The 25,329-nt window shown below is 39.0% G+C and carries 21 protein-coding genes, 1 tRNA gene and 5 pseudogenes; 10 read left to right on the forward strand and 17 right to left on the reverse strand.

The features are described 5' to 3' along the window. Positions 1–82 precede the first annotated feature (82 nt). Positions 83–477: pseudogene (locus B9T38_RS00920) on the reverse strand (PaaI family thioesterase). A gap of 387 nt (positions 478–864) precedes the next feature. Between B9T38_RS00920 and B9T38_RS00925 the strand changes: the two are divergent. Further along, the gene (locus B9T38_RS00925) at positions 865–1,716 is read left to right on the forward strand and encodes a DMT family transporter (protein WP_086194995.1); all 852 of its coding nucleotides are present in this window, start codon (positions 865–867) and stop codon (positions 1,714–1,716) included. 124 nt (positions 1,717–1,840) lie between these two features. Here B9T38_RS00925 and B9T38_RS00930 read toward each other — a convergent pair whose 3' ends face one another. From B9T38_RS00930 to map, 3 genes are all read right to left on the reverse strand, one after another. Further along, on the reverse strand, positions 1,841–3,067 hold the full coding sequence (locus tag B9T38_RS00930) for a pyridoxal phosphate-dependent aminotransferase (RefSeq protein ID WP_086194996.1): 1,227 nt from the start codon (positions 3,065–3,067) through the stop codon (positions 1,841–1,843). Between the two features lie 306 nt (positions 3,068–3,373). Then, complete coding sequence (locus tag B9T38_RS00935; RefSeq protein WP_086194997.1) at positions 3,374–3,793, reverse strand: hypothetical protein; 420 nt, start codon at positions 3,791–3,793, stop codon at positions 3,374–3,376. A 162-nt stretch (positions 3,794–3,955) separates the two neighbouring features. After that, positions 3,956–4,783, reverse strand: coding sequence for a type I methionyl aminopeptidase (gene map / locus B9T38_RS00940; RefSeq protein WP_086194998.1), 828 nt, complete (start codon positions 4,781–4,783; stop codon positions 3,956–3,958). Between the two features lie 207 nt (positions 4,784–4,990). On the opposite strand from map, the gene rpsB reads away from it, so the two are divergent. The 3 genes and pseudogenes from rpsB to B9T38_RS00955 all read left to right on the forward strand — a co-directional run bounded on the left by rpsB (position 4,991) and on the right by B9T38_RS00955 (position 7,322). Beyond that, complete coding sequence (gene rpsB / locus B9T38_RS00945; RefSeq protein ID WP_086175302.1) at positions 4,991–5,743, forward strand: 30S ribosomal protein S2; 753 nt, start codon at positions 4,991–4,993, stop codon at positions 5,741–5,743. Between the two features lie 140 nt (positions 5,744–5,883). Continuing rightward, the gene (tsf, locus tag B9T38_RS00950; RefSeq protein ID WP_086194999.1) at positions 5,884–6,759 is read left to right on the forward strand and encodes a translation elongation factor Ts; all 876 of its coding nucleotides are present in this window, start codon (positions 5,884–5,886) and stop codon (positions 6,757–6,759) included. A 78-nt stretch (positions 6,760–6,837) separates the two neighbouring features. Then, positions 6,838–7,322: pseudogene (locus tag B9T38_RS00955) on the forward strand (DUF3465 domain-containing protein). A 114-nt stretch (positions 7,323–7,436) separates the two neighbouring features. Here B9T38_RS00955 and B9T38_RS16905 read toward each other — a convergent pair. The 7 genes and pseudogenes from B9T38_RS16905 to B9T38_RS00990 all read right to left on the reverse strand — a co-directional run bounded on the left by B9T38_RS16905 (position 7,437) and on the right by B9T38_RS00990 (position 14,110). Then, positions 7,437–7,847 (reverse strand): annotated as a pseudogene (locus B9T38_RS16905) (Mpo1-like protein). A 247-nt stretch (positions 7,848–8,094) separates the two neighbouring features. After that, positions 8,095–8,703, reverse strand: a complete 609-nt coding sequence (locus B9T38_RS00965; protein ID WP_086195000.1) for a septal ring lytic transglycosylase RlpA family protein — start codon at positions 8,701–8,703, stop codon at positions 8,095–8,097. A 285-nt stretch (positions 8,704–8,988) separates the two neighbouring features. Beyond that, positions 8,989–9,990: a lytic murein transglycosylase B gene (mltB, locus tag B9T38_RS00970; protein WP_086195001.1), complete on the reverse strand. Its 1,002-nt coding sequence runs from the start codon at positions 9,988–9,990 to the stop codon at positions 8,989–8,991. Positions 9,991–10,912: 922 nt separating this feature from the next. Next, positions 10,913–11,563: a hypothetical protein gene (locus B9T38_RS00975; RefSeq protein ID WP_086195002.1), complete on the reverse strand. Its 651-nt coding sequence runs from the start codon at positions 11,561–11,563 to the stop codon at positions 10,913–10,915. A 26-nt stretch (positions 11,564–11,589) separates the two neighbouring features. After that, a complete protein-coding gene (queF, locus tag B9T38_RS00980) occupies positions 11,590–12,405 on the reverse strand; it encodes an NADPH-dependent 7-cyano-7-deazaguanine reductase QueF (RefSeq protein WP_086195003.1) in 816 nt (271 codons plus the stop codon). After that, positions 12,405–13,178, reverse strand: a complete 774-nt coding sequence (locus tag B9T38_RS00985) for an ABC transporter permease (protein ID WP_086195004.1) — start codon at positions 13,176–13,178, stop codon at positions 12,405–12,407. Before B9T38_RS00985 ends, queF begins: the two co-directional genes overlap by 1 nt. Continuing rightward, positions 13,175–14,110, reverse strand: coding sequence for an ABC transporter ATP-binding protein (locus B9T38_RS00990; protein ID WP_086195005.1), 936 nt, complete (start codon positions 14,108–14,110; stop codon positions 13,175–13,177). Before B9T38_RS00990 ends, B9T38_RS00985 begins: the two co-directional genes overlap by 4 nt. Positions 14,111–14,289: 179 nt before the next feature. Here B9T38_RS00990 and B9T38_RS00995 point away from each other — a divergent pair. From B9T38_RS00995 to B9T38_RS01010, 4 genes and pseudogenes are all read left to right on the forward strand, one after another. After that, positions 14,290–14,365, forward strand: a tRNA-Arg gene (locus B9T38_RS00995). A gap of 154 nt (positions 14,366–14,519) precedes the next feature. Beyond that, a pseudogene (locus tag B9T38_RS01000) lies at positions 14,520–15,353 on the forward strand (tyrosine-type recombinase/integrase); the annotation flags it as partial. A gap of 43 nt (positions 15,354–15,396) precedes the next feature. Then, the gene (locus B9T38_RS01005; protein WP_251992195.1) at positions 15,397–16,080 is read left to right on the forward strand and encodes a DUF3987 domain-containing protein; all 684 of its coding nucleotides are present in this window, start codon (positions 15,397–15,399) and stop codon (positions 16,078–16,080) included. A gap of 362 nt (positions 16,081–16,442) precedes the next feature. Then, complete coding sequence (locus B9T38_RS01010; RefSeq protein WP_086195137.1) at positions 16,443–17,321, forward strand: IS982 family transposase; 879 nt, start codon at positions 16,443–16,445, stop codon at positions 17,319–17,321. A 300-nt stretch (positions 17,322–17,621) separates the two neighbouring features. Here the strand turns inward: B9T38_RS01010 and B9T38_RS01015 are convergent, their stop codons facing one another. The 5 genes and pseudogenes from B9T38_RS01015 to B9T38_RS01030 all read right to left on the reverse strand — a co-directional run bounded on the left by B9T38_RS01015 (position 17,622) and on the right by B9T38_RS01030 (position 22,723). Further along, positions 17,622–18,500: a hypothetical protein gene (locus B9T38_RS01015; protein ID WP_086195006.1), complete on the reverse strand. Its 879-nt coding sequence runs from the start codon at positions 18,498–18,500 to the stop codon at positions 17,622–17,624. Between the two features lie 278 nt (positions 18,501–18,778). Further along, on the reverse strand, positions 18,779–19,834 hold the full coding sequence (locus B9T38_RS01020) for a S8 family serine peptidase (protein WP_251992196.1): 1,056 nt from the start codon (positions 19,832–19,834) through the stop codon (positions 18,779–18,781). 249 nt (positions 19,835–20,083) lie between these two features. Then, positions 20,084–20,170, reverse strand: a pseudogene (locus B9T38_RS16910) (IS1 family transposase); the annotation flags it as partial. Between the two features lie 99 nt (positions 20,171–20,269). Then, complete coding sequence (gene ggt / locus B9T38_RS01025; protein WP_086195007.1) at positions 20,270–22,012, reverse strand: gamma-glutamyltransferase; 1,743 nt, start codon at positions 22,010–22,012, stop codon at positions 20,270–20,272. A 348-nt stretch (positions 22,013–22,360) separates the two neighbouring features. Next, positions 22,361–22,723, reverse strand: a complete 363-nt coding sequence (locus tag B9T38_RS01030; RefSeq protein ID WP_086195138.1) for a MerR family transcriptional regulator — start codon at positions 22,721–22,723, stop codon at positions 22,361–22,363. A 67-nt stretch (positions 22,724–22,790) separates the two neighbouring features. Between B9T38_RS01030 and B9T38_RS17110 the strand changes: the two genes are divergently transcribed. Continuing rightward, positions 22,791–23,144 carry an SDR family oxidoreductase gene (locus B9T38_RS17110; RefSeq protein WP_353615841.1) on the forward strand — a complete coding sequence of 118 codons (354 nt, stop codon included), beginning with the start codon at positions 22,791–22,793 and terminating at the stop codon, positions 23,142–23,144. A 197-nt stretch (positions 23,145–23,341) separates the two neighbouring features. Further along, entirely contained in the window at positions 23,342–23,479 is a 138-nt protein-coding gene (locus tag B9T38_RS17115; protein ID WP_353615842.1) for a hypothetical protein, read from the forward strand. 229 nt (positions 23,480–23,708) lie between these two features. Here the strand turns inward: B9T38_RS17115 and B9T38_RS01040 are convergent, their stop codons facing one another. Then, entirely contained in the window at positions 23,709–25,112 is a 1,404-nt protein-coding gene (locus B9T38_RS01040) for an LLM class flavin-dependent oxidoreductase (RefSeq protein ID WP_086195008.1), read from the reverse strand. Between the last annotated feature and the right edge of the window lie 217 nt (positions 25,113–25,329).

The raw sequence follows: 25,329 nt of genomic DNA on the forward strand, positions 1-25,329 counted from the left end.
AAGAGCTTAGTAAATGACTTAAGCTCTAAGTGCGGCATATTGTCTATTAACGAATAATCATACATGTTGCAGTGGCGTCGGCTTAAAGTTTGACTTCTTTATCTACAATTTTACCTTCAGTAATCTCCAGGTTTTATGGATATTGATGATGGTTCCTGTGGCAACCAGTTGTTGATCTTGAGGAGTAGGGTGGCACATTTTGATATTTAAATCGATGGTGCCATAACCCACACCTGCTTCCAGCATACTGTGAACGGCACAACCAGTAACGGAATCCAGTACGGTTGCTGCAAAACCGCCGTGTATGCCCCCTAAAGGGTTTAAATGACGGTTATCCGCTTTCACTTTGAAATGAATCGTGCCTTCCGAAACTTCATAAGGTTGCATGGAAACGGTTTCACTCATTGAGGGTGCTGGAATTCTGCCATTACACATGGCTTGTAAAAGTTGCAGTCCAGTCATTTCTTTGGGATTCATTGTTATTATTTCCTTATTGATTTATAAGTTACAAAAAGGAACTTGATGTTTGAATTAGCGGTGTTGATCAAAACCGTCAAGAAACATTCAGCAGGTTGTAGGGAAATAAAATTTATTGAATGAGCAAAAGAATAGAAAATTATTGAAGCATAAAACTAAGCCTACTATCTCTCGTGCTATAAAAATTTGCCAAAGGATAAGTTGAGAGTCACTTGCAGTGGTTTGTAAAGATTGAATGTTGATCATCAAGTGCGTGTGGATCATTGTTATGTATCTCCAGAATTTTGCTCATGTGTATTTTTTATAAATTGAATCAGCAAATCTCTATGGATTTAAAAAGCTAGATTGGCTATATCTAAAGCAGGTTGTTGATAGGGACGCTCAACCATGCTGTTTAAAATCATGATTGCCATGCTGGCTTTTGCTGCCAATTCGGTTTTATGCCGTTTGGCATTGGCAGGCCAGCAAATCGACCCGATGAGTTTCAGCTTGATTCGTGTCTGTAGTGGTGCTGTCGTTTTATTGGCGCTTTACCTGTTTTCTACACAAAAAGCCAAAATTGAGTGGAGTGTTAAAAACGGTTTTTTTCTGGCGCTGTATATAGTCGCTTTTTCACTGGCTTATTTACATATAGATGCCGGTGTCGGGGCATTGCTGTTATTTGGCACTGTTCAGCTCAGTATGTTCGGTTATGGTCTATGTCATGGTGAAAAAATCAATCTGCACCGTGGTGCCGGGTTGTGTATTGCGATTATCGGCATTTTCATTCTCTTGCTTCCGGGTGCAGATGCTCCAAATTTGGTTTATGCAGCCATTATGGTGCTTTCAGGAATAGGCTGGGCGATGTACAGCATTGCGGGCAAAAATATGCAAAACCCCTTGGCCAGTACATTAGCCAATTTTGTCATGGCGATTCCTTTTGTCTTGCTGGCTTACGCTGCGTTTTATGCACACAGCTTTACACAGCCTCAAGGTGTCCTTTTGGCAGTGCTGTCAGGCGGTTTGGCCTCAAGTGGTGCCTATGTGTTGTGGTATGTCATTGTGAAACAGATTGACCGTGTGACGGCCAGCAGTGTGCAGCTCTCTGTGCCGTGTTTGGCGATAATGGGTGGCGCGCTGTTTATTGGTGAGACTTTAAGTTGGCGGATGATCATGTCTGCCATCATTGTTTTAGCAGGAATTTCCTTGGTGATTAGAACTATGCCTGATCAGACGCATGCGCCAAGCACATTGAAATAATTAAAATATGTTTAAAGCAGAATTAATCTGGATATTTTTTAAGTTTAAAAAGATAAATCCTGAAATAGAAAAAAACCCACGAAATTCGCGGGTTTTTTTTAAATCTTACTTTAGAAAAAGCAGATTATTTTTCAGCAGCAATTGAAGCAATCGCAGCGTCAACACCTTCGATTGAATCAGCAGCTTTCTTGATACGTGCAAGCGCATCTACCAGTACTTCGTCAGCAGTCGCATAAGAAATACGCATGTAACCGCCCAGACCGAATGCATCACCAGGAACAACGGCAACACCAGTTTCTTCCAATAACCATGCAGAGAATTCTGTGCAAGATTTTAAACCTTTCGCACGAATTAATGGACGAATGTTGGCATAGGCATAGAATGCACCATCAGCTGGAAGGCAAGTAATACCGTTGATGTCATTCAAGCCTTTTACAACTAAGTCATGACGGCGTTTGAAAGCTTCAACCATTGGCTCAAGAACGTCTTGAGGACCGTTCAATGCAGCTTCAGCAGCAACTTGTGAAATGGAAGTCGGGTTAGAAGTGGATTGAGACTGGATTTTTTTCATCGCACCAATCAGTTTAGCAGGGCCCGCTGCATAGCCAATACGCCAGCCAGTCATTGCATAAGCTTTAGATACACCGTTCAGTACAATTACGCGGTCGTAAAGGTCTGGAGCAATAGTGGCGATGTTGTAGAATTCGTCGTCCCAACGGATTGGTTCGTACATGTCATCAGAAGCCACGAGAACTTCTGGGTATTTGCGAAGTACTTCAGCCAAAGCTTCAAGTTCAGCTTTAGTGTAGATCATACCAGTCGGGTTAGATGGGCTGTTCAATACCACTAAACGGGTTTTGTCAGTGATAGCAGCTTCTAATTGAGCAGGTGTGATTTTGAAACGTTGTTCTTCACCACATTTCACTACAACAGGCACGCCTTCAGCAATGAGTACCATGTCTGGATAGCTTACCCAGTATGGCGCAGGGATGATCACTTCATCACCTTTATTTAACAAAGCAAGTGCCAAGTTAAAGAATGACTGTTTACCACCGCAAGAAACCAGAATCTGGTTTGCTGCATAGTCAAGATTATTATCACGTTTTAATTTCGCAATAATTGCTTTTTTAAGACCTGGAGTACCGTCAACAGCGGTGTATTTGGTAAAACCGTTGTTAATAGCTGCAATTGCTGCATCTTTGATGTGTTGTGGGGTGTCAAAATCTGGTTCACCTGCACCCAAACCAATTACGTTTTTACCAGCAGCTTTAAGTTCGGCAGCTTTGTTGGTAACAGCAAGTGTAGGGGACGGTTTGATGGCATTTACACGATCAGAGAGACGTACGTCCACGGCAGTATTCCTTCTTATAGGGATTAAAAAATAAAAAAGCACACTATCTTAGCTTAAATTGCGCCAAAAAGGGGAGGTCGAATATAGCAATATTGGAAAAAAGTATTTAATCCGGTTGAATCAGCTGAGCATTAACAATTAATCATTAAATATTTAGTCTGAATAAAAGGGCTGAGAATGACTAAAAAATGGCGGTAAAAGGATAATTAAATGTGAATGACGAAGTGAAAAAGAACACTACAATTAGATGGTGCACTATTTAATTGTAGTGTGTAGTGTTAGCAAGTTATCACAAAAAATTAAACATCAATAAGCATAATTCAGGTCGGTATAATCATTTAAGGATTTTTGCAGATGGGCATTAATGAACTCATGTACATCAGCAGTGGTCATTGGTTGCCCCTGTTTGGTAATGACATGTTCAATCGGCTGCTGACCTTGAGCAGTAATGGTGTAAACGAAATTACGCGTCACTTTATAACCTGCTTCTTCTTTTAGAATGCAAGTCACATAACGATAGCTATGCTCAAAGTTTAAATCGGTATGTGAAAATACAAACTGATCAAACAGTTTCATATTTTGACCATCAGCCAAAGCTTTGAGTTCATCCACAATGCTGGCACTAAATTTCATGCCGTAACGTTCAGAGATAGGCTTGTGATCAATCAGTAGTGAAACGGTGTCATCATCATTTTGGGTTACGGTGACATTGCTAAAATCGGACATGAAAAATCCCTGTGTTAAATTGAACTGTGCTGCAGTATGTGGAAAATAAAGTGAAAATCAATTGAGTGTGGTACAGATTTTCAGCAAAACGTTCAAATAAAGACCACTTTAAATAAAAATGGCTACAAAAACAGTAGCCATTTAAATTAATTTGAAATGAACTTATTGATTAAAGCGGGACAGGTCTTCTTCAGGACGGGCAGTCAATACTTCAACACCGGTTTTCGTCACTAAAAGGGTGTGTTCATATTGTGCGGACAAACTATGGTCTTTGGTCACTACTGTCCATTTGTCACCTAAGATTTTGGTTTTCCAGTCGCCAGCGTTTACCATCGGCTCAATGGTAAAGGTCATGCCTTCTTCAAGCACCATGCCGGTATTGGGTTGACCATAATGCAAAACTTGCGGTTCGTCATGGAATACAGTGCCAATACCATGACCGCAATATTCACGGACTACGCCAAAACGTTCTGATTCAACATATTTCTGGATGGCATTGCCAATATCACCAATGGTAGAACCTGGTTTTACCGTCGCAATACCGAGGTACATGGCTTCTTGCGCCACTTTGCATAAACGATCGGCAAGAATTGAAGTTTCACCGTCGACGATATACATCATATTGGTGTCGCCGTGATAGCCGTCTTTAATGACAGTGACATCAATATTTAAGATGTCGCCTTTTTTCAGGATTTTGCTTGCAGATGGAATGCCGTGACACACTACGTGGTTGACGGAAGTACAAATGACATGCTGGAAAGCTGGACGGCCGGGTGCTGCACCATAACCAAGACAGGCAGGAATGGCATCCTGTTTATTGACGATATAATCGTGGCAGATGGTATCCAGTTCGAGTGTAGAGACACCCGGTTTGATATGCGGTTTGATCATATCCAAAACTTCTGCCGCCAGTCGACCCGCCACACGCATTTTTTCAATTTCTTCAGGGGTTTTAATGAGTCGACGAGGAGCTTCGTAAGTACTGTTCATGATCTTTAAAAACTTTTGGAAATTTGTGTGTGACTATGGTATAAATAGCCGCCCATTTTATCAAATGCTTTTTCGTGAATAAATTTCACGGGCTTTGTGCGATGGGGCAATAAAATCCGCACATATATCGACACATTTCTCTGGGTGCTCGCAAGAGTGGAGAATGCGGATATATGGAGGCCTAACCCAAACTTTAAGGTAAAGAAAATGGCAGATTACAACGTAAGCATGCGCGACCTTCTTCAAGCAGGCGCTCACTTCGGTCACCAAACTCGTTTCTGGAACCCAAAGATGCGCGAATACATCTTTGGTGCGCGTAACAAAATTCACATCATCAACCTTGAGCACACTGTTCCTGCGTTAAATGATGCTTTGAACTTTGTTAACAATCTTGCAAGCAAAAAGAACAAAGTATTGTTTGTTGGTACTAAACGTGCTGCTTCTAACATCATTCGTGAACAAGCTCAACGCGCTGGTCAACCATACGTAGACCACCGCTGGTTAGGTGGTATGTTGACGAACTGGAAAACACTTCGCCAATCTATCAACCGTTTAAAAGATCTTCAAACTCAATCTACTGACGGTACTTTTGCTAAACTTACTAAACGTGAAGCTTTAGAACGTACTCGTGAAATGGAAAAACTTGAACGTGCTTTAGGCGGCGTTAAAAACATGGGTGGTTTACCTGACGCATTATTCGTAATTGACGTTGACCACGAATCAATCGCGATTAAAGAAGCTAAAAACTTGGGTATTCCTGTAATCGGTATCGTTGATACAAACTCTAACCCAGACAACGTAGATTACGTTATTCCTGGTAACGACGATGCGATCCGTGCGGTTACACTTTACGCTTCTGCTATGGCTGATGCTATCCTTGCTGGTAAAGAGTACGCTCAATCACAAGCAAATGCTCAAGCTAAAGGCGAAGAAGCTGCTAAAGAAGCTCCAGAGGCTTAATGCGTTTTGACGCAGAATTGTCATTTTTGCGACATGTAACCGTGGCAAATTAAGCGTCAAGAAAGCGAAACGGTCCAGAGAACACTTTGGGCCGTTTTTGTTGAACAGATTCATTTTTCTACCGTATTTAGGAGAATAACATGACTGCAGTTACTGCGAGCATGGTAAAAGAATTGCGTGACCGTACTGGTTTAGCAATGATGGAATGTAAAAAAGCTTTAACAGAAGCGAACGGTGACATCGAATTAGCGATTGATAACCTTCGTAAATCTGGTCAAGCAAAAGCAGCTAAAAAAGCTGGTAACATTGCTGCTGACGGTGCAATCACTATTGTTCAAGAAGGCAACAAAGCTATTCTTGTAGAAGTAAACTGCCAAACTGACTTCGTTGCTAAAGACGAAAACTTTGCTGGTTTCTCGACTAAAGTTGCTGCTGCTGCGCTTGCTGCAAACGAAACTGATGCTGCTAAAATTGCTGAATTGAAACTTGAAGATGGTTCAACTGTTGAAGAAGCGCGTATTGCTCTTGTTCAAAAAATCGGTGAAAACATCCAAGTACGTCGTGCGAAAATTGTTGAAGGCGAAAACCTTGCAGTTTACAAACACGGTTTAAAAATTGGTGTTGTTGTATCTTACAACGGTGATGCTGCTACTGGTAAAGGTATTGCGATGCACGTTGCTGCGTTCAACCCAGTTGCTGTAACTGCGGAAGGCGTATCTGCTGATCTTATCGCTAAAGAAAAAGAAATTGCTGAAGCGAAAGCATTGGAATCAGGTAAACCTGCAAACATCGTTGAAAAAATGGTAACTGGTTCAGTTGAAAAATACTTGAACGAAGTTGTTCTTGAGCGTCAAATGTACGTAATCGACAACGACAAGAAAGTTGCTGATGTTCTTAAATCAACTGCGACTACAGTTGCTCAATTCGTTCGCTTTGAAGTGGGTGAAGGTATTGAGAAAAAAGCTGAACTTTCTTTCGCTGAAGAAGTTGCTGCTGCTCAAGCTGCTGCAAAATAATCTCTGATTATTTGCAAAAAAAAGCCCCGTTTGGGGCTTTTTTTATGCAGATTTTAAAATTATGAGAGAGCAATAAAAATGGCGAATAAAGCCCAGATGGGCATCGATGCCATTATTCCTGTTTCAGTTGCTGTCTATTTCGGTATTGATTTACAACAACGGCAAAATTCTTTAAATCAATTGCTTAGAAATTCAAAAGCACATACTGAAATTTTATCCAAATCACAATTTCAGAAAGCCTCTCTAGATTCGAAAGCATTAAATTTTCAAATTCCAAATGATGATGCAAAAATTCAACAGGCCTTTCAAACACAAAAAACAATATACAGGTCCAGTCAAGCGGAACAGTCAAAGTGGTTTTAGTGGATGATAACAACGGCTCACGTCATCAAAAGTTTATTCTACAATTGCAGAATGGCCTAACCATGTTAGTGGCTCATAATATCGATTTAAGTTCCCACATTGATGGATTGCAAAAGGGAGATATGGTCGGGTTCTATGAAGAATATGAGTACTCTGAAAAAGGTGGGTTAATTCACTGGATTACTCACGCTCCACAATAATGATATGCGGAAGTATGGTTGAAATAGAAAGGGAGAATCTATCAATAAAGATCCTTTAGAAGGCTAAAACGATAATTGCTCTTAAATTGCGTTGTTTTGCGATTTTTGGCGGGTTTAAATTTTTGCTGGTAGTTCGATTGTGTAGGCATTCATGCACCATACGCGGCCAATCAGGAGGAACTGGAGATATTTAAACACGGAAGGCTTTTTTCTCTCGACTTTATGGCTATAAAGTTGCCCGATTCAGGCTAAAATGAAAAGCGCAATATAAAATCCTGCTCCTAGAGGCAAAATAAAAATCAGCCACGCCATGATTAGAATGGAGAGTAGCCATTGCGACAGCAAGGACTAAGTTTAGTCGTGTAAAAAGACCAAGCTTAAAACCAAAATTAAGGCTGTGATTAACGCACTGAAATGAGCAAGAGCAATGATCGAAAATAAAATAGCGAGCACATAAGCTCAGTGAATGACTTTGTTAATTTTGTTCTGATGGTTTTCTCTATATTCATTCAGCCATTCTGTTATAGCTTTCCTTGTTTACTCCGGCTTTGTATTGATGAACATCCATCAATCCATGCTTTATTCTTGTAAAGATAAAATATAAATCAGACAGCAGTCCTCACATGAGCGGCTTAGTAATATTTGTTTGTAAAGGATGGGTGATGTTGGGGTGTTGTGAACAAGATTGGGGAGATGGTTACTTTTGGTCAGGCATTAAAAAAGCCACGAGAAGTGGCTTTTGTGTCAAATGTATCAGGAGTCTGGCAAGCTCTTATGAATTTGGACCATCCACACGTTCGATGTTTACTTTTGCAGTACCTGCATTGGTAATACCAAGTTGTTTTGCAGCACCATAAGATAAGTCTAGAACACGGTTACCATGGAATGGACCACGGTCGTTCACTTTTACCACTACGCTCTTACCATTGTTTTTATTGGTTACGCGAATATAGCAGTTTAATGGTAGGCTACGGTGAGCTGCAGTTAAACCATTCATATCGAAAGTTTCACCACTTGCAGTTTTACGGCCATGGAACTGACGACCGTACCAAGAAGCTGCACCAGTTTGGCTAAATTTACGTACTGTATTCGATGCAACAGTATTTAGTTTTTCAATCACTGAAGGCTCGTCTGCAGGGATTTCAATTTTCGCAGCAATCGTTTGACGACGAATTTTATCACCAGAACGTTCAGCGATTGAAAGACTATTTAAATTTGAAAAGTGGGAATTAAAATTTTGAGCATCTTTATTTAATACACGAGTGGCCAAGCGGGAGTTGTCACTATCGGTATTAAATGATGACTGCACCAATTCTGCTTGAGACTGACTCAGGGCAAAGGTGGTGGTTAAGGCTAAAATATACTTTATCGAGGAATGCATTATTAAACTCCTAAAGACTGCTCTTTTATCTAAATTAAGCGATTGAAATAAAAGCGATCAAGTCTGTTAATTCTCTTTTGCAACTACATTTGACGAGATGGATAATATTCATGCCAAGCTAAAGCTGTCTACTTTTTAATTGAAATAATTACAAAAAGCACAGAAAAGCATCGTTTTTCGATTAAAATTTAATCAATATTGTAACATAATATTTAAAATGTCCATTTTATGAACGATTTGGTAAAAATAAATCTTGACTTTAGTATTGTTTGGTAAAAATCAGTCTTAACGACTGATGATTTCGTTACCTAATTGCCATACCGCTGTAGCATACATGCGACTCTTATTGTAGGTCGTAATGACCTGAAAATTTGGATAGGTAATATAATAAATCGGGCCATAACTATCTTGAAGTTGAATAATATTTACCATATCCAGATCATCAATTTGTACAATCGGATTGATCGGTGTGATGCCTTGATTTTTTAAAGCGCCATATGGTGTTGGCTGTTCCAAATCTTTTGCAATAATTGAGTCTGGATTATTCTCTGTATAGCGGGCAGCAAAGCCGATGGGTTGATTGCGTTGCCATCCATGTTGTGCCAAGTAGTTGGCAATAGAACCAATAGCATCTACGGCAGAATTTCTTAAGTCAATATGTCCATTGCCATCATAGTCCACGCCCATTTTGCTAATGTTGCTCGGCATGAATTGAGGATAACCAATCGCTCCAGCATAAGAGCCAACGACTGAGCTGGCAGGTACTCCATCTTTATAGGTCCATGCAATCAGTGCCGCGAGCTCATTCTGGAAATACTGGGCACGTCGCTCATAGCCGAAGCCTAAGGTTGCCAGAGCATCACGGGTAATGAAATTACCCTTATTGGCCCCAAAACCGGTTTCTACCCCTAAAATCCCTAAAATGATCGATTGCGGTACACCAAACTGCTGTTCAGCGCGGTTTAAAGTGTCGGCATATTGAGTTTTGAAACGTACTCCACGCTGAATGGTGCTTTCCGCCATCAAATTGGTTTTATATTCATACCAGGGTTTACTTTCACCAGGGCGGTTCATGATATTGATGATATTAGGCAGGTTTTTTGAGCCATTCATGGCCCAATCGACCTGTTCTGCACTCAAGCTATAAGTTTGCATGGTTTGTTGTTTAAAGCTGTTATATGCGGGGTGATTATAAAAATCGTTAGCTTGACAGAAACTGGTGATGGAAAGTGCACCGAGAAGTAAAGGAAGACGTTTAATGCTGTTATAAAAGTTGATACTTAACATATTACTCAAAGTTCCAAAAACATAATCAGTGTGTGTAAATTGACATCACGATGCTAAAAGACGGTATTACAAATATAGTGACCAAAAATCCATTTCATGAAAGATAACGGAATTTTTCAAGTGGTTAAGATAGCATTGACCAGGGCTCTATCTACAAGTCCATATACAAAAAAAGACAAAGAACGTTATTTATTGCATAAATCCATGTATTTGATGCCAGTTCTTTGAACTGTACTGTGTATACTCAGCAGAAGAACTGCAAATTAAAGTTCAGTCTGCTTAAGCTGATCCAGCCCGGTTCTTTATATTGTTTGCAATGATACGTTTTATATAAGCCCAGAATATGAAATTTAGTAGTGATTTTGCATTATCAGGAGGTGTTTGTCTGAAAAAACATCAGAACATTGTATCTGGTTGGATGGATGCTTAATTGTAATAAATCATCTAATATTTACCGGTCAGGTAAAAATATGTTCTGTTATGGCTTCTTTGTATCAGATCGCTAAAAAAGTCTATTTGAAAACAAAATTTAGAAAAATTCCTGCTTTTTTATTTCTTATTCAAGCATGCAAGAATCTGCTTGCTAGACAACCATCTTACAAGTTCATAAATTGAAATTTTTCTTGATGATTGTTGCTATAAAAAACGTGAAAGAGATAAAAATTTAAGCACTAAAATAGTATAAAAAGTGAATTCAGTAGGGTTTGATTTTGCTCAACACTTTATATTGAAATTATTTGTATAAATGATTGAGGCAGAGATCATAAAGCCTTTTCTGAAATTTATATAATACCCAGTACATCTATAAATTTGATCAAGACAAATACCCACAAAGACAGTAGTGCTGCACTTATGGTTTGGGAATAAAATTTTGCAATAAAAAACCTGGCGATTGCCAGGTTTTAGATCATGTTAAATGTGCTCAAGCATGAAATAAGGTATCGTGATATTCAGCCAGTACCAATAACTCACCTTTAGTTAGATGCGGAATGATTTTTTCCACAGCAATATGTACGGCTTTAATCACTGCAGCAGAACCCAGATCGGCAGCTTTACGCTTGATCATGCCTAAATCTAGAGTTTTATTAAAGTCATTCATGAAATGACGTACGGTCGCTTCAGCAAACTGCTTATAAAGTTCAGTTAAGACTGCTTTATTTACCTCATTGCCTGCTTTAATTTCCGCATAACTATTTTTAAGATTGGTCACCAGACTGGCATCTAATGGTTCACCTACACGGAAATTGCCATCGGCATCTTTAAACAGGCTTTTTTGTGAAAACTCAATTGACTGTTTTACTACATCATTGGAGGATTTGCTCAACAACTGTTTCAATAAAACTGCAACGGTTGATTTGACATAACCGGCCAGTTTTTCAGCGGTATCACGTTTATCACTGGCTGGGAAACGACGCACAAGCTCAGTCAAAATAGCATCAATGATTTCATCATTGATAAGCAATGCAGTCTTGTCGCGTAAAGGGTATAGCGGTTCGCTGGAATTTTTCTTTTCCTGACCTGTTTGAATACTTGTTAATAATTCTGCAGAAGGAATAAAACCAAAAAATGGCATGTTAAACAACCTCAATATTCTTCATTTTATTGTCGCGCCAAACGAATGGGGCGAGGCATCCATGTCACATCGGATACACGGCAAGGGTTGATGTCTAATCCACCACGACGTGTATAAGTTGCATATACCATCAGTTTTTCCGGCGCAAGGTTTTGCCAGATGTCGGCAAACATCTGTTCCACGCATTGTTCGTGGAAACCGTTATGCTGACGGTAAGAAATAATATAAGCTAAAATGCTGCGATAACAAGGTTTTTTACCCTGATAACGTATAAAAACTGTGCCCCAGTCCGGTTGGCCGGTGACTGGACAGTTACTGCGTAATAAATGTGAATAAAGTTGCACTTCAACTGCTTCACTATTTTCTGCATCTAATTTTAATAAACCCGCATCTGGATGGTTTTCCAGGCGTTTAGGGCTTAAATCATCAATACAGATTCCTTCAGGTTTGGAAATATCCAGATCATCTACCTGAAATAAAGTCAGCGTGACCGGTGCACCTGCCGCAGCAGATAAATCTTTTTCGACCGTTGCAATAAATACTTCTTTTGAATCAAATTGGGTAAAGTTCATACTATTAAAGTAGAGCTTGAGCGATTTCGATTCGATCAGGTTAGGTGAAGATGCCGGTAGAGTTATACGGCCAATCGCGACTTGAGGAATGCCTGCAGCATTGAGCCAGGAAATTTCAAAAACATGCCACCAGTCTTGACCTTGCTGAATACCTTCAACATGGGCGTATTTTTCACGTGCAGTGGCACGTGAAATTGGAAACAGAATATCGGGTTGATATTCTGTTGGATAATTGGTGTCTTTACCTAATAGAGAATGTTCTACACTCATTATTCACGCATTCCTGAACCACGAGAAAGTAAATAGTAAGCTATACCGTAAAGTACGGCACAACATAAGGTAATAACAGTCAATGAAATGGACACATTGACATCACTATGACCTAAAATGCCGAAACGGAAGGCATTGACCATATATACGATCGGGTTAATTAAAGAGAGATTTTGCCAAAATGGACTTAAAGCACTAATAGCATAGAATACACCACCTAAATAAGTCAGTGGAGTCAGTACAAAAGTCGGGATAATCGAAATATCATCAAATGATTTTGCATAAACAGCATTAATAAAACCGCCGAGTGAAAATAAAAATGACGTAATCAGCACGGTATATATAGTGACGAACCAGTTTGTAATATATAAGTCAGTAAAGAACAGGCTCATGGCTGTGACAATGATACCAACCAAGGCACCACGGCAAACACCACCAATTACATAACCCCAAAGAATCATGTGTAAAGGTACGGGACTCATAATTAGTTCTTCAATGCTTTTCTGGAATTTGGCACTAAAGAAACTGGAGGAGACATTGGCATAACTGTTGGTGATCACCGCCATCATAATCAGGCCGGGGACAATAAACTGCATGTAGCTAAAGCCGCCCATTGTGCCAATTCGCGAACCGACCAAATTGCCAAAAATCACGAAATATAAGCTCATGGTGATGGCAGGCGGTAATAAGGTTTGTGGCCAGATGCGCATGAAACGACGCACTTCTTTATGTACCAGGGTATACAGCGCAACACTGAGTTGATTAAAGTTCATTGCGCGGCTCCTTCAAGATTTTTTTCCACCATTTTCACAAACAGCTCTTCCAGGCGATTCGACTTGTTACGCATACTGCGTACTTGAATGCCTTGTGCTTCCAGCAGTTGGAACAGTTCATTCAAGGTATGTGCCTTGTCCATGGTTACTTCTAGGGTCACTGGATCAATTAAATTAAAACGAACGCCGATAATTTCAAGATGTAGCGGTTGAATCGGTTCGACCAGATCAAAAATAAAGGATTCTTCACTGAGCTGGTTTAAGAAAGATTTCATGCTGGTATCTTCTTTAATCACACCACGGTCGATAATGGCAATGCGACGGCATAGCATTTCAGCTTCTTCTAGATAATGTGTAGTCAAAATAATCGACGTACCTTTTTCATTCATTTCGGTGAGGAAGTCCCACATCGAACGACGCAGTTCAATGTCTACACCGGCAGTCGGTTCATCTAAAATGAGCAACCGAGGTTGATGCATCATGGCACGGGCGATCATCAAACGGCGTTTCATTCCGCCAGAAAGCATGCGTGCCTGTATGCCACGTTTTTCCCATAAGCCTAATTTTTCTAAATATTCTTCAGCCCGGCTTTCTGCAACTTTTTTAGGAATACCGTAATAGCCGGCTTGAGTCACCAAAATATCAAAGGTTTTTTCAAACTGACCAAAGTTGAATTCTTGCGGTACGACACCCAGGCATTGTTTGGCTTCTGAAGGGTGGGTATCCAGATTATGGCCAAAAATTTCCACTGTACCGGAGGTTTTTTTGGTCAGTGAGCTAATGATGCTGATGGTGGTTGATTTACCCGCACCATTTGGACCAAGGAGGGCATAAAACTCACCTTCAGGTACCGTTAGGTTGATTCCTTTTAGTGCTTGAAAACCGTTACGATAGGTTTTGGATACGTCCCTCAAGGTCAATGCATCAGTCATGAAATTCTCACCTGGTGAATAGTATGAGTATTGTGAGTGATCTTGCTGAATAAACCAAGTAAATAAGCAGGAATTGTCTGTTGCAATAATGGAACATTGCTCAAAGTATAAGCACAAAAATTGATGACTTATATATAGTTGCTTTACCTTACGGTTTTTTTTGTTATGATGTGCATCGCGCGCTCATAGCTCAACTGGATAGAGTACAGGTCTCCGAAGCCTGTGGCGTGGGTTCGAGTCCCGCTGAGCGCACCATATTTATAATTCGAAATACCAAGATATAGTTTAAAAAACATTAAAAACAATAACTTAAATATGATTTATACCCAGATATACCAAAGTAAATGTAAATTTAGTTCAATTGAATAAGGATATATTCAAATTCTATTGAATTTTATATCCTTATTTTATGGCTAAACCTATAAGTCCACTAACAGATTCCAAATGCAGCGGCGCTAAATCACAAGAAAAAGATTATTCTTTGTACGATGGGCAAGGTTTAATTTTATTTGTCCGTAAAAGTGGCAGTAAAGTCTGGCGTTACAAATATAAAAGAGCAAATGGAAAAGATGGTTTAATGACTCTCGGAAGTTATCCAGCGCTGAGTCTTAGAGCTGCCAGAGATAAACGCCGTAGTTATGAGCAACTATTAGTACAAGATATAGATCCTATTGAATATGAAGAAATACAGAAGATCAAAAAGGATAGGCTTTTTAATTTTGAATCAATAACTCGTGATTGGCATAAGGAATATAGTCAAACAGGTAGATGGATTCCAGATACTGCAAATAAAGCTATTAGAAATTTTGAAGAATATGTATTTCCCTTGATTGGTTCTAGACCAATTGATGAAGTTAAGCCTAAAGATCTCATCATGGTTTTACGTTATATAGAGGAAAAAGGATTTACCGAGGTCTTAAAAAAGATGAGGTAACGATTTAATGCAATTTTTGCATATGCAATTTCAAGGAATCTAATTGAAACTAATACAGCCTATTTTTTAAAAGATGTATTTGTTAAGACAAAGAATGCCAAACACCATCCACAATTGCCACTTGAAAAGTTACCTGAGCTTTTACAGAAAATAAAAGAAGATACTGGGCATCCTTTAACTCAACTTTGTACTTTATTCACATTACATACATTTGCTAGATCAAGTGAAATTCGATTCGCTCGTTGGAATGAATTTAATTTAGATAATGCTATATGGTTAATTCCTGCTGAAAGGGAATTGGTAGAAGGTCCAACGTGAAGTTTATCCGAAATGCTAAAAGACCCTGTTTTACGTGGCCAAGGCTTTTTACCCCGTTTTTTACTTACTATCCCTGAAAATCTGGCAGGTACGTATACAAGATAGTAATTACCTTAATGAAGACAGTCATAGTGATCCAAGGTTAATTGCTTATTGGGAGCGTTGTTTATATTTATTGGATGAATGTCCAAAGCCTTACCAACCGAAAACAACGAATAATGGACGTTTTGTTATGCATATGAGTTCGAAGGCTCAGCAAGTTGATATGGATTTTTATAATGAAATAGAGTGTTTACAAGCAAAGGGGCAGTGTTATGAGTATTTGCAGGCGTTTGCCAGTCGTGCAAGTCAACTTGCTCGTCGTTTAGCCACTGTATTTGCATACTTTGAAGGTCTTGCAGAAATCGATGCAGTAACATTAGCTGGAGCGTGTGATATTGTCAGATATTCATTAGGTGAGTGGGCTCGTTATGCGGAGGTTGAATCAGTAAAAGAACAAGATGCTGAAAAACTCTTAAAAAATATTGTTGCTAAGTGTAAAAAGATCAATTCAACACGTATTTTGAAAAATATAGCTTTAAAAGGTGCGCCGTCGCATTTACGAAAGAAAAAACAATTTGAGGAATGTTTAAATGAGCTTATTGAAAGTAATTATTTACGTCTAATACGTATAAATCAGTCAATGTATATTGAGCTTAATCCTTTAGTGCTTGATTAGCTGAGATTTTGCGATTTTAGCTTGTAAGTCCTTATTTATAGGTCTTATCAATTCGCAATGAGCCTGCGATAAATTGCAGCTCATTGCGAAATTTAGAAAACTCTAAATAAACTGCGTAATCGCAATCAAATCACAGTTAGCTTGCGACATTATTAAGGTTGATATTCAAGGCTTTTAGCTCAAAATCACAAGATTCATATAGTTACTCTGAATAATTCTGAGATGTAATTATAATGAGTGTTGGAGGTTATAATTCCTTTAAGTACTATAATAACCCGAATTACGGATAAGAAAACCGCTTGAAAAAAAGATGGTTAGAGCCATTTAGAAAGTTACTACACAAACCAAAGACTCTAACCACCATGTTTGATTTTACAAAAATCTTCTGTGCTATTGATGATTTTTTTAAGAAATTTGAACCTATCTATTGGCAATTTCTCAAGCAGGAAAATAAGCGTAAACGAATTCGATTAGCAACCTTATCCCTCTCTGAAATTGTGACGATTGCAATTTGTTATAAAACATCGCAAGTAAATAATTTTAAAACATTTTTCCAATTGCTTTATCAATTTGAGAGTAAATTATTTAAGTCTTTGCCTTGCTATAAAAATATGCTCAGCCTGATTAACCAACATCAGCTTGCGATTCATGCACTACACCGTGCTTTAAGCAAAGGACAAGCATGTCAATATCTATGGATTGACTCAACACCTTTACCTGTTTGTAAAAACAAAAGAATTCCTAGAGGCCACCATGCTTTGGAGGATATTGCTTCTCGTGGCAAAAGTTCTATAGACTGGTTTTATGGTTGCAAATTACACCTTCTCATGAATAGTGAAGGACAAATTGTGAAAACAGTTTTATCCACTGGATACCTTGCAGACATTAGAAAAATCGAAGAGTTAGTTGATGGTTTATTGGCAACTGTTTATGGAGATAGAGGTTATATAGGAAAATCGATAAAAGCTAAATTATTAGATCAAGGTATTGATTTAATTACTTATCCTAGAAAGAATATGCGAGTAAGTCTATTGCCTTTTTCTGATGAATACCACTTGAGACAGCGGAAAAAAATTGAAACGTTAATTGGCTTATTGAAAGAAAAATACCATTTAGTAAGCAGTAAACATCGGACTATTTCCGGTTTCCTAGCAGGCATATTTTCATCTTTATGTGCTTATCAACTCTGTCAGAAGAATAAGCCAAAAATTCATGTCGTTAGAAATTTAGCTTATCCGTAACTAGGGTTATAATAGCATTCAATAAAATCATTAGAAAAATAGAATGTACTTTATTGGCATAATCTACCAAAAATGATTAAAAAACAAACTAAATACTATGTGTCGCAGATTTTTTGATTAATTTTTAATTAAATCATGTATTTACATAGTTTTTTTATGGAATTTAGGGTTGTTTTTCTTGTTTTGGGAAACAACCCCATGGAGCCCCTTGGTTAAGTATAAAAATGATTGGCAAAAAGTTACAAATAAGTAAGGAATTTATAGTATTCAAAAAATATTTTTTAATTAAAAAACTACTATTTATGCTTCCTCTAAATGAGAATTTTTTGATATCTGGTAACCGGCAGCTTTTGTAAACTCAATATACTTTTCAATTATTATATTTCGTAGCTTTGATGGATCCTTTTGAGCAAGAGAAAGGGCCTTTTTTAATTCATAACGATCTAAAGCATCAGGTACTAAATTACGTTCAAGCATCATCAACTTTAAAAGATTAGTAAGTTCAATGAGATTGATGGGATAGTCATTAAATAAGCTATGTTCTCCGATTTGACGAAGGACATAATCCTCTAAAAATCCATCTCGCAGAGAACACTCTATAGATACACCAAACATATTCTCTTTGATGCGGATATCTTCTTTTGCATTTAATTGTCGAAACTCAAAATCATAGGTGAACCCTTTTTCCTCTTTACCATTGTCGTTTAGATAAATAAGAGGTGTTTTGCTGGTAACTTTCCAAATGTGATTATTAAAATTTGACTCATAGAAATTTAATAAACGTAAACAACGATGTTTGATCAACAAGAATCGGCATTGGCAACCAAAGTTGCGAGCTCCTTCTTGAATAATATTATGTATTTTCAAGGCCTTTTGATTTAGTTGATAACAGGCTTCTTTTAAACTATTAATATTTAAGAATTCTTCTGGTTTAAATCTTTCTTCAAGTTTATCGATTTGTTTTAAGTAAAAATTACTACCATGATAATAAGTGTTCGTATATAGCTTATAGATAGACTTTTCCGCATCTTGTGGTGTTTTCCAAGTCATGACCTTACGATAATGATTACCTATGGGGAAATAGGCTGCTAGCTTATGTTTTTCATCATAATCAATAATTAATAGACGCGAATTTTTTGCTTCAAGAAAGTCAGCATAACCCTTTAAGTTAAAATCCATTTTACCTTTACCAGGCTGGCGACTTGGAAACTGATGAGCTGCTCCAAAAGAGAGGGCATTTTTCTTAAGTTCGAGAATCTCATCGTAACCTGTATAATTTTCTTTATGATTTATGATTTATGATTTATGAATTTCATAATGCGCCTAATTTATTCAATTTTAATATTCAATATCTTAGATCAAATACATAACTTTTATTAGGTTTTTTATAATTAACATGTTGAATATTTAGAAACAAAATAACCTCAAGTTTGAGGTTATTTTGTAATTGTTAACTTTTAAAGCTGAATACGTGTCGATACCTTAAGAGGTTGTAAGGTTTGATTTTTCTGTAGAATAGAATTATAGTGATTCACATCACCAATAGCCTGTATTGTTAAAACTAAGGAGTATTGGATAGGAGAAAGATCATTAATTTTTTCAGTTGCAGCACCTTGTTCCCTAGTATGATACTTAACATCAAATACCGGGTCTTCAAGTGTGTTTAATCTAAATTTTTTAGATCTAGAAATAGTTGTTTCCCATTTATGTGCATCTTCTCGCAACTCTTCTTCAGTGAGATAGAGCTCTTTGCTTGAAAAGAATCTCTTAGCATCAGGATGCTGTTGCTCATCATTCTTCTTGTTTTGATTCGCTCTAAATGTAATGTCCAAACCTGATCTTGTGTAGTGTAAAGGGTGCTCAGGATCAGTGACTGCATTTATACAGAAGGTAGCTTTTAGAATAACCGAACTGCAGTTTGCATCATTTGGAATTGGAATGCGTAAGTGCTGGTTAGGCTTAAGTTCACCTTGGAATAAAATAGTTGCTTCGTCATCTAAACATTCCAAAATTTCTTCAGGGGTATGAGGTAGTTTTCCCCAACCAACTTCATTCTGAGAGTGTTTTTCAGATTTTGCATTGTGAATCATTAAAGCTTTAATAGAATTTGTTGTTAAATCAAAGTCAGTAAGAGCATCTATACCAGCAGCAACACGCATGGCAAGAGGAGCGGCATAGCTAGTTCCCATTGTGCCTACAATAGAATGAGAAACTGGAGAGTATACATAGAATTTTTCATCTTCGCTTCTACCAAATAAAACACCATCAGGTTTCACTAAACCAGGGCTTCTACCAGGACCTGTGCAGCTGTATGGTGCACGCTCCCAAGTTTCACTTTGGCTATTACTTGCACCAATAGCTAGGCTATTAACCATATCACTTGGAGGTTGAATACGCCCAAGTTCTCCAGGTAAATCGCCGTCATTACCAATAGCAATTGTTGCTAAGCAATGCCCATCTTGCAGATATTGATCTAGAACAGAAGTCCATACATGTACTTCATCATCATCCACTGCTGGGAAATTGTAAAATCATGATTTCAGCCGGTACCGATATAATTTTATGAAATTTAAAATTCCAGAATTCTTAAAGAAAAAATCTTTTACTATATTATGGGAACTCCAGTAGTTCTATATCTGCTTTTATCAGTAATTCCAAATTTAATCGGTTGCCTAGTACCTGAGAGTTACTGTCTTGCTGGATCAGATAAATTGGTTGATGTTCTAACTATTTCAGCATACGTGATACCAATTATTTTAATTATTGTTGCCTTCCATATCGGCGGTAAAAAACTTGCCTATTACTTGCTTGTAACATGTAAATGCTGTGACAAAACTATCACTATGATCTAGCTCATCCATTTTTATACAGGCTTGCATCTTAGAAAGGCATCCGTCAACTTTCTGTGCATATATTTTGGCTCAGTAAAAGCCTATGATGTGTAACCCTTAATATCCACGTGTTGCGCCATCCGGATTACGTGGATCAGAATAGCCATAGATGCCATCTGGCAGAATTTGGATGGTTTGGGTTCTGCCCATGGTAGATTTCTGCACAATTTTATGACCTTTTTGCTTTAATAACTCGAGGGTATCGGCACTGATGCCTTTTTCTACACGGATTTCGTCCGGTAACCACTGGTGATGAATTCGCGGTGCTGCCGCCACTTCAGCCGGGTTCATCTGAAAATCGATGCTATTGATCAGGGTTTGTAGCACGGTACTGATAATTCGGGAGCCTCCCGGGCTGCCGGTGACCAGCCAGGCTTTCTGGTCTTTTAATACAATTGTGGGGGTCATTGAAGACAAGGGACGTTTATGGGGAGCAATGGCATTAGCATCTCCGCCAATTAAACCAAAAGCATTCGCTACACCGTGTTTGGCTGAAAAATCATCCATTTCATTGTTGAGTAAAATGCCGGTACCTGCTGCGACAATCCCACTGCCAAAGTTGAAATTCAGGGTATAGGTCACCGAAACCGCATTGCCGTGTTGATCGACTACTGAATAATGTGTGGTTTGGTCACTTTCATAGGGGATTGGGTTGTTGGGCTGAATGGAGGCTGAAGGACGGGCTGTGGTAGCTGAAATCTGCCGAGCCAGCATTTTCGCATATGGTTTTGAGCTAAGACCTGCCACAGGCACATGCACAAAATCAGGATCTCCCAGATATTTAGACCGGTCGGCATAGGCCAGTTTCATGCTTTCGGCCAGATAATGAAGGGTCTGGGCACTATTCGCACCCCACTGTTGCAAGGGGAATTGTTCCAAAATATTCAACATTTGTACCAGATGTACACCACCGGAACTTGGCGGTGGCATGGTGACAATCTGATAGCCTTTATAATTGCCCATGATGGGCTGACGTTCGATAACTTTATAGGCATGCAGATCACTTTTTTGCATGATGCCCTGATGCTGCTGAATTTCTGCAATAATTTTGTCGCCGATTTCACCACGATAAAACACGCGGCTACCCTGTTGGCTAATTAATCGCAAGGAATGTGCCAAATCCTGCTCAACCAATCGTTCACCATAGCGTAAGGGGCGATTCTCTTGAAAGAAAATAGCATGTGAACTGGGCCATTTGCCTAATTTATCTTCAGCTGCATTCAGCATTTTGGCCAAAGAATGGCTGACCGAAATGCCATTTTCTGCCAGTTGAATTGCAGGGGCAATCACCTCTGAAAGGGGTAAGCTTCCCCATTTTTTCAGGGCATATTCCAGACCTGAGACTGTGCCAGGAACCCCGATGGCATCATGTGAATACAACGATTTGCCGGCAATAATATTGCCATTTTCATCCATATACATATCCTGTGACGCACGACGTGGAGCCATTTCACGAAAATCCAGCGCAATATTTTTACCAGACTGGGTATCATGCACAATCAGAAAACCTCCACCGCCCAGATTACCGGCATGCGGTAAAACCACTGCCAAGGTAAATCCAACGGCAACGGCGGCATCAACCGCATTGCCACCGCGTTTCAGAATGTCCAGACCGACCTGACTGGCGATTTCATGTTCGGAGGCCACCATGCCATTTTGCGCCCGAACCGGATGGAAAATGTCATTGTCATAATCATAACTGCTGAGCGTTGCCTGATTGAGTGCCGTATTTGCATAAAGTTCAGTGGAAAGACAACAAAGTGTGGCCAAGCTGAGTTTTAGGGCAAAACGGATCAACATAATATTTCTCAAGCAAACGAACAGTCGAAGCTACACAGCATTCAGCACACTATCCGCGCGCCGTTTTGGGGCGCCTTAGTATATGCTGAAATTCATATCCGGTTGAGGCTTGAAAGAAAAAGCAGGTCAGGACAATGCCGTAAAAGACCATGAAATCATCAGATCGCTCAGTGATGATTTTCTCACAAGCGAATTTTTCAATCAGCATTCAGCAGTTCAGCCTGTTTTTTCAGCATAGTTTTTGAAGCACTACCGAATTTTTAATTTCATTTTTTCTGATTGTAAAATACGACCAGTAATACCGCGACTATGATCAGTATCACAACTATTACATATCTTTCCATAGGTTCACCTGTAACTAATCGGTGGTCTTAATTCCGAGAGTCTAATCTCAAAACTATTTTTATAGTAATCCGGAGCTGATTCTAAATCAGACAGTAATTTAGCTTCAGTGTATTCAGCTGGTGATAGCCTTAATAGCGATGGAATGTAATTGGATTTGTATGCTATAGGGTATCTTTGTTTAATTTCCGTCAGGGTAAAATCTAATTTTTTAGCGCTTTGAATCAGTTTGAGTTGCTGTAAGCTTTGTTCAGTATAATCCTTATAACCATTGCTTCTAATAAGTGGTTTAATTAATTGCAGTTTTTCATAAAATCGGATGGTATCCCGACTGAGATTGGTGTGTTGTGCTAATTCTCCGACTAGCATCATAATCTCCACATCTTCTGTATAAAAACACTTGACCCTAGAGTGTAGTTCATACTTTATCTTAAGCATGAATCAATCAACAGAGTGCCATTCTATGCAAGGCTTAAACCAAACAGCATGGGTGATTGGGGCAACAGGATTTATCGGTAAATTTTTAACGGCACAATTACTCAAAGAAAATTATCAAGTGTTTGCCATGTGTCGCAATCTCCGTCAGCAAGAAGCTCAATTACGGGACTGGTTAAATTCATCCGGTGCTGACTGTACAAAATTAATCTGTATGCAAGGTAATGTTACACAAACTGATTTAGGGATTTCTGAGTATGACTGGCAGCAATTAAAAACCGTCGATTATCTGTTTAATACTGCTGCTTTATTTACCTTTGGTGTCTGTCAACATGTTGGTAAATTCAATGATTAAAGCATCCAAGGATGACCAAACGACAGGTCAGGAAATCTTGATTGCCAGCCAAGAGCAAATTTGTTTTCAAAAACTTGTCGAAATCATTTCAGCGCAATTGCAGGTCAATTGTCCTCGACATTTTATTTCTATCCAGTTGCTAAAATATCTACTGCAATGGAAGTGGTTGGCAAAAAAAAATAGATTTATCAACAGAAATGTTAAATTTCTTAAGAACCGAAACACTGGATTTAAATACATTTAAACAGTTAGATCGGACTTGGAATATTCCAGCAACCGATCTGAAAAAAACCATTGAAAATACCGCAATATGGGTAAGCCAACGCCAGGTTTAAGTAGAGTATCATCCACTATCCAACTGTAATGTGTAGACTTATATTCATGTTGCGGTCGGGTTATTGAATCGAAGTTTTATAATATGTTCATCGAGGCTGTTCCGGAACAGCCATCCTGTTGATATTCTGGATTAAAGCAATAGACAAACAACCTGAGACGCCAGATGGATTTTCTATTTTCATGCCGGGAGTATAGAACGTGAACTTTGCCGTTATGCGAATAAAGACATTAAGCTCTTTTTAAAGCCTCTGTCGGTTGAAGGTGTTGAGCTGGATAACGGAAGCTTGCACCACGGTGATTCTCTGGAAGCAACGGTCCGTGGCCAAACAGTTTTTCACGTAATGTCCCTTCAGTATATTCAGTTTGATATACACCACGGCGCTGAAGTTCCGGGACTACAAACTCAACCACATCTTCAAAGGTTTGATGTGCCAAAATGTAGGCCAGGTTGAAGCCGTCAATATCGGTATCTTGTACCCATTCTTGCAAACGGTCTGCCACTGTTGAGGCTGAACCGATAATTACCGGACCATTGCCGCCCACACTGATAAACTTAGCAATCTCTTCAATCGTCCAAACTTTATCTGGGTCGGCTTTGACATAGGAATCCAGCATGGACTGAATGGCATTGGTATGGATGTATTCTACTTGATCCTCTGCCTGGAATTTCGAGAAGTCTACACCTGACCAGCCTGAAGCCAGTGTTAATCCACCATGATAGCTGCCATATTGCTGGTATTCTTTAAATTTCAATTGTGCTTTCTCATCGGTTTCATCGACCACAATTGAAAGCATGGTATAGATCAGAATTGAATGAGGATCACGGCCTTCTTCGAGCAGTTTACTGCGGATTCCCTCAACCAGTTTTTTTACTGCGGCTTTGGTCGGTGCAGAAATGAATACACATTCTGCATTTTGGCTGGCAAACTTTTGACCGCGACTAGAGGCACCAGCTTGATAAAGCACGGGGGTGCGCTGTGGAGACGGTTCACAGATATGAATGCCGGGCACAGTAAAATATTCGCCCTGATGTTCAATGGGATGCACTTTCGTGTGATCAGCAAAAATGCCTTTTTCCTTGTCACGCAGCACCGCATCCTGTTCCCAAGAACCTTCCCAAAGTTTATACAGGACTTCCAAGTATTCATCGGCAATGTCATAACGGTTGTCATGGCTAACCTGTGTTTTCAGTCCGAGGTTTTTGGAACCACTTTCTAAATAGGAAGTTACGATGTTCCAGCCGGCGCGGCCTTTGGTTAAATGATCCAGTGTGCTCATGCGGCGCGCAAAGGGGTAAGGGTGCTCACATGAGATGGAAGTTGTCACCCCAAAGCCTAGGTGTTTGGTTACAGCAGCCATCGCAGGAACGATTTGTAGAGGGTCATTCACTGGAACTTGCACCGCACCTGTCAGCGCATGTTCAGCTGACTGGTGATAGACATCATAAATACCCAGCACATCGGCAATAAAGATACCGTCAAATTTACCGCGTTCCAAAATTTGTGCTAAGTCTGTCCAGTATTCCAAGTCTTTGTATTCAGTCGAACGATCGAGCGGATGCCGCCATAAGCCCGGAGATTGATGGGCAATACAGTTCATTTCGAAGGCATTAAATCTAATTTTCTTGGTCATACTTGTCTACAGTAATATTAAAATTTTTAATAATTTTAATAAAAAAATATTGAGACTTTTAATAAGAAAAATATCAATATTTATCACAATACCTGTTTAGGAAAATAAAGTATTTAGTAATTGGACCTCTTTCATAAAGCAAAACCATACAACTTTTTGGTGATTGTCTTTACAGAAAATCTTGTAGGATTTATACATCATCTATGGATGATATATA

It is taken from the genome of Acinetobacter sp. ANC 4218, assembly GCF_002135245.1.
Classification (GTDB): Bacteria; Pseudomonadota; Gammaproteobacteria; order Pseudomonadales; family Moraxellaceae; genus Acinetobacter.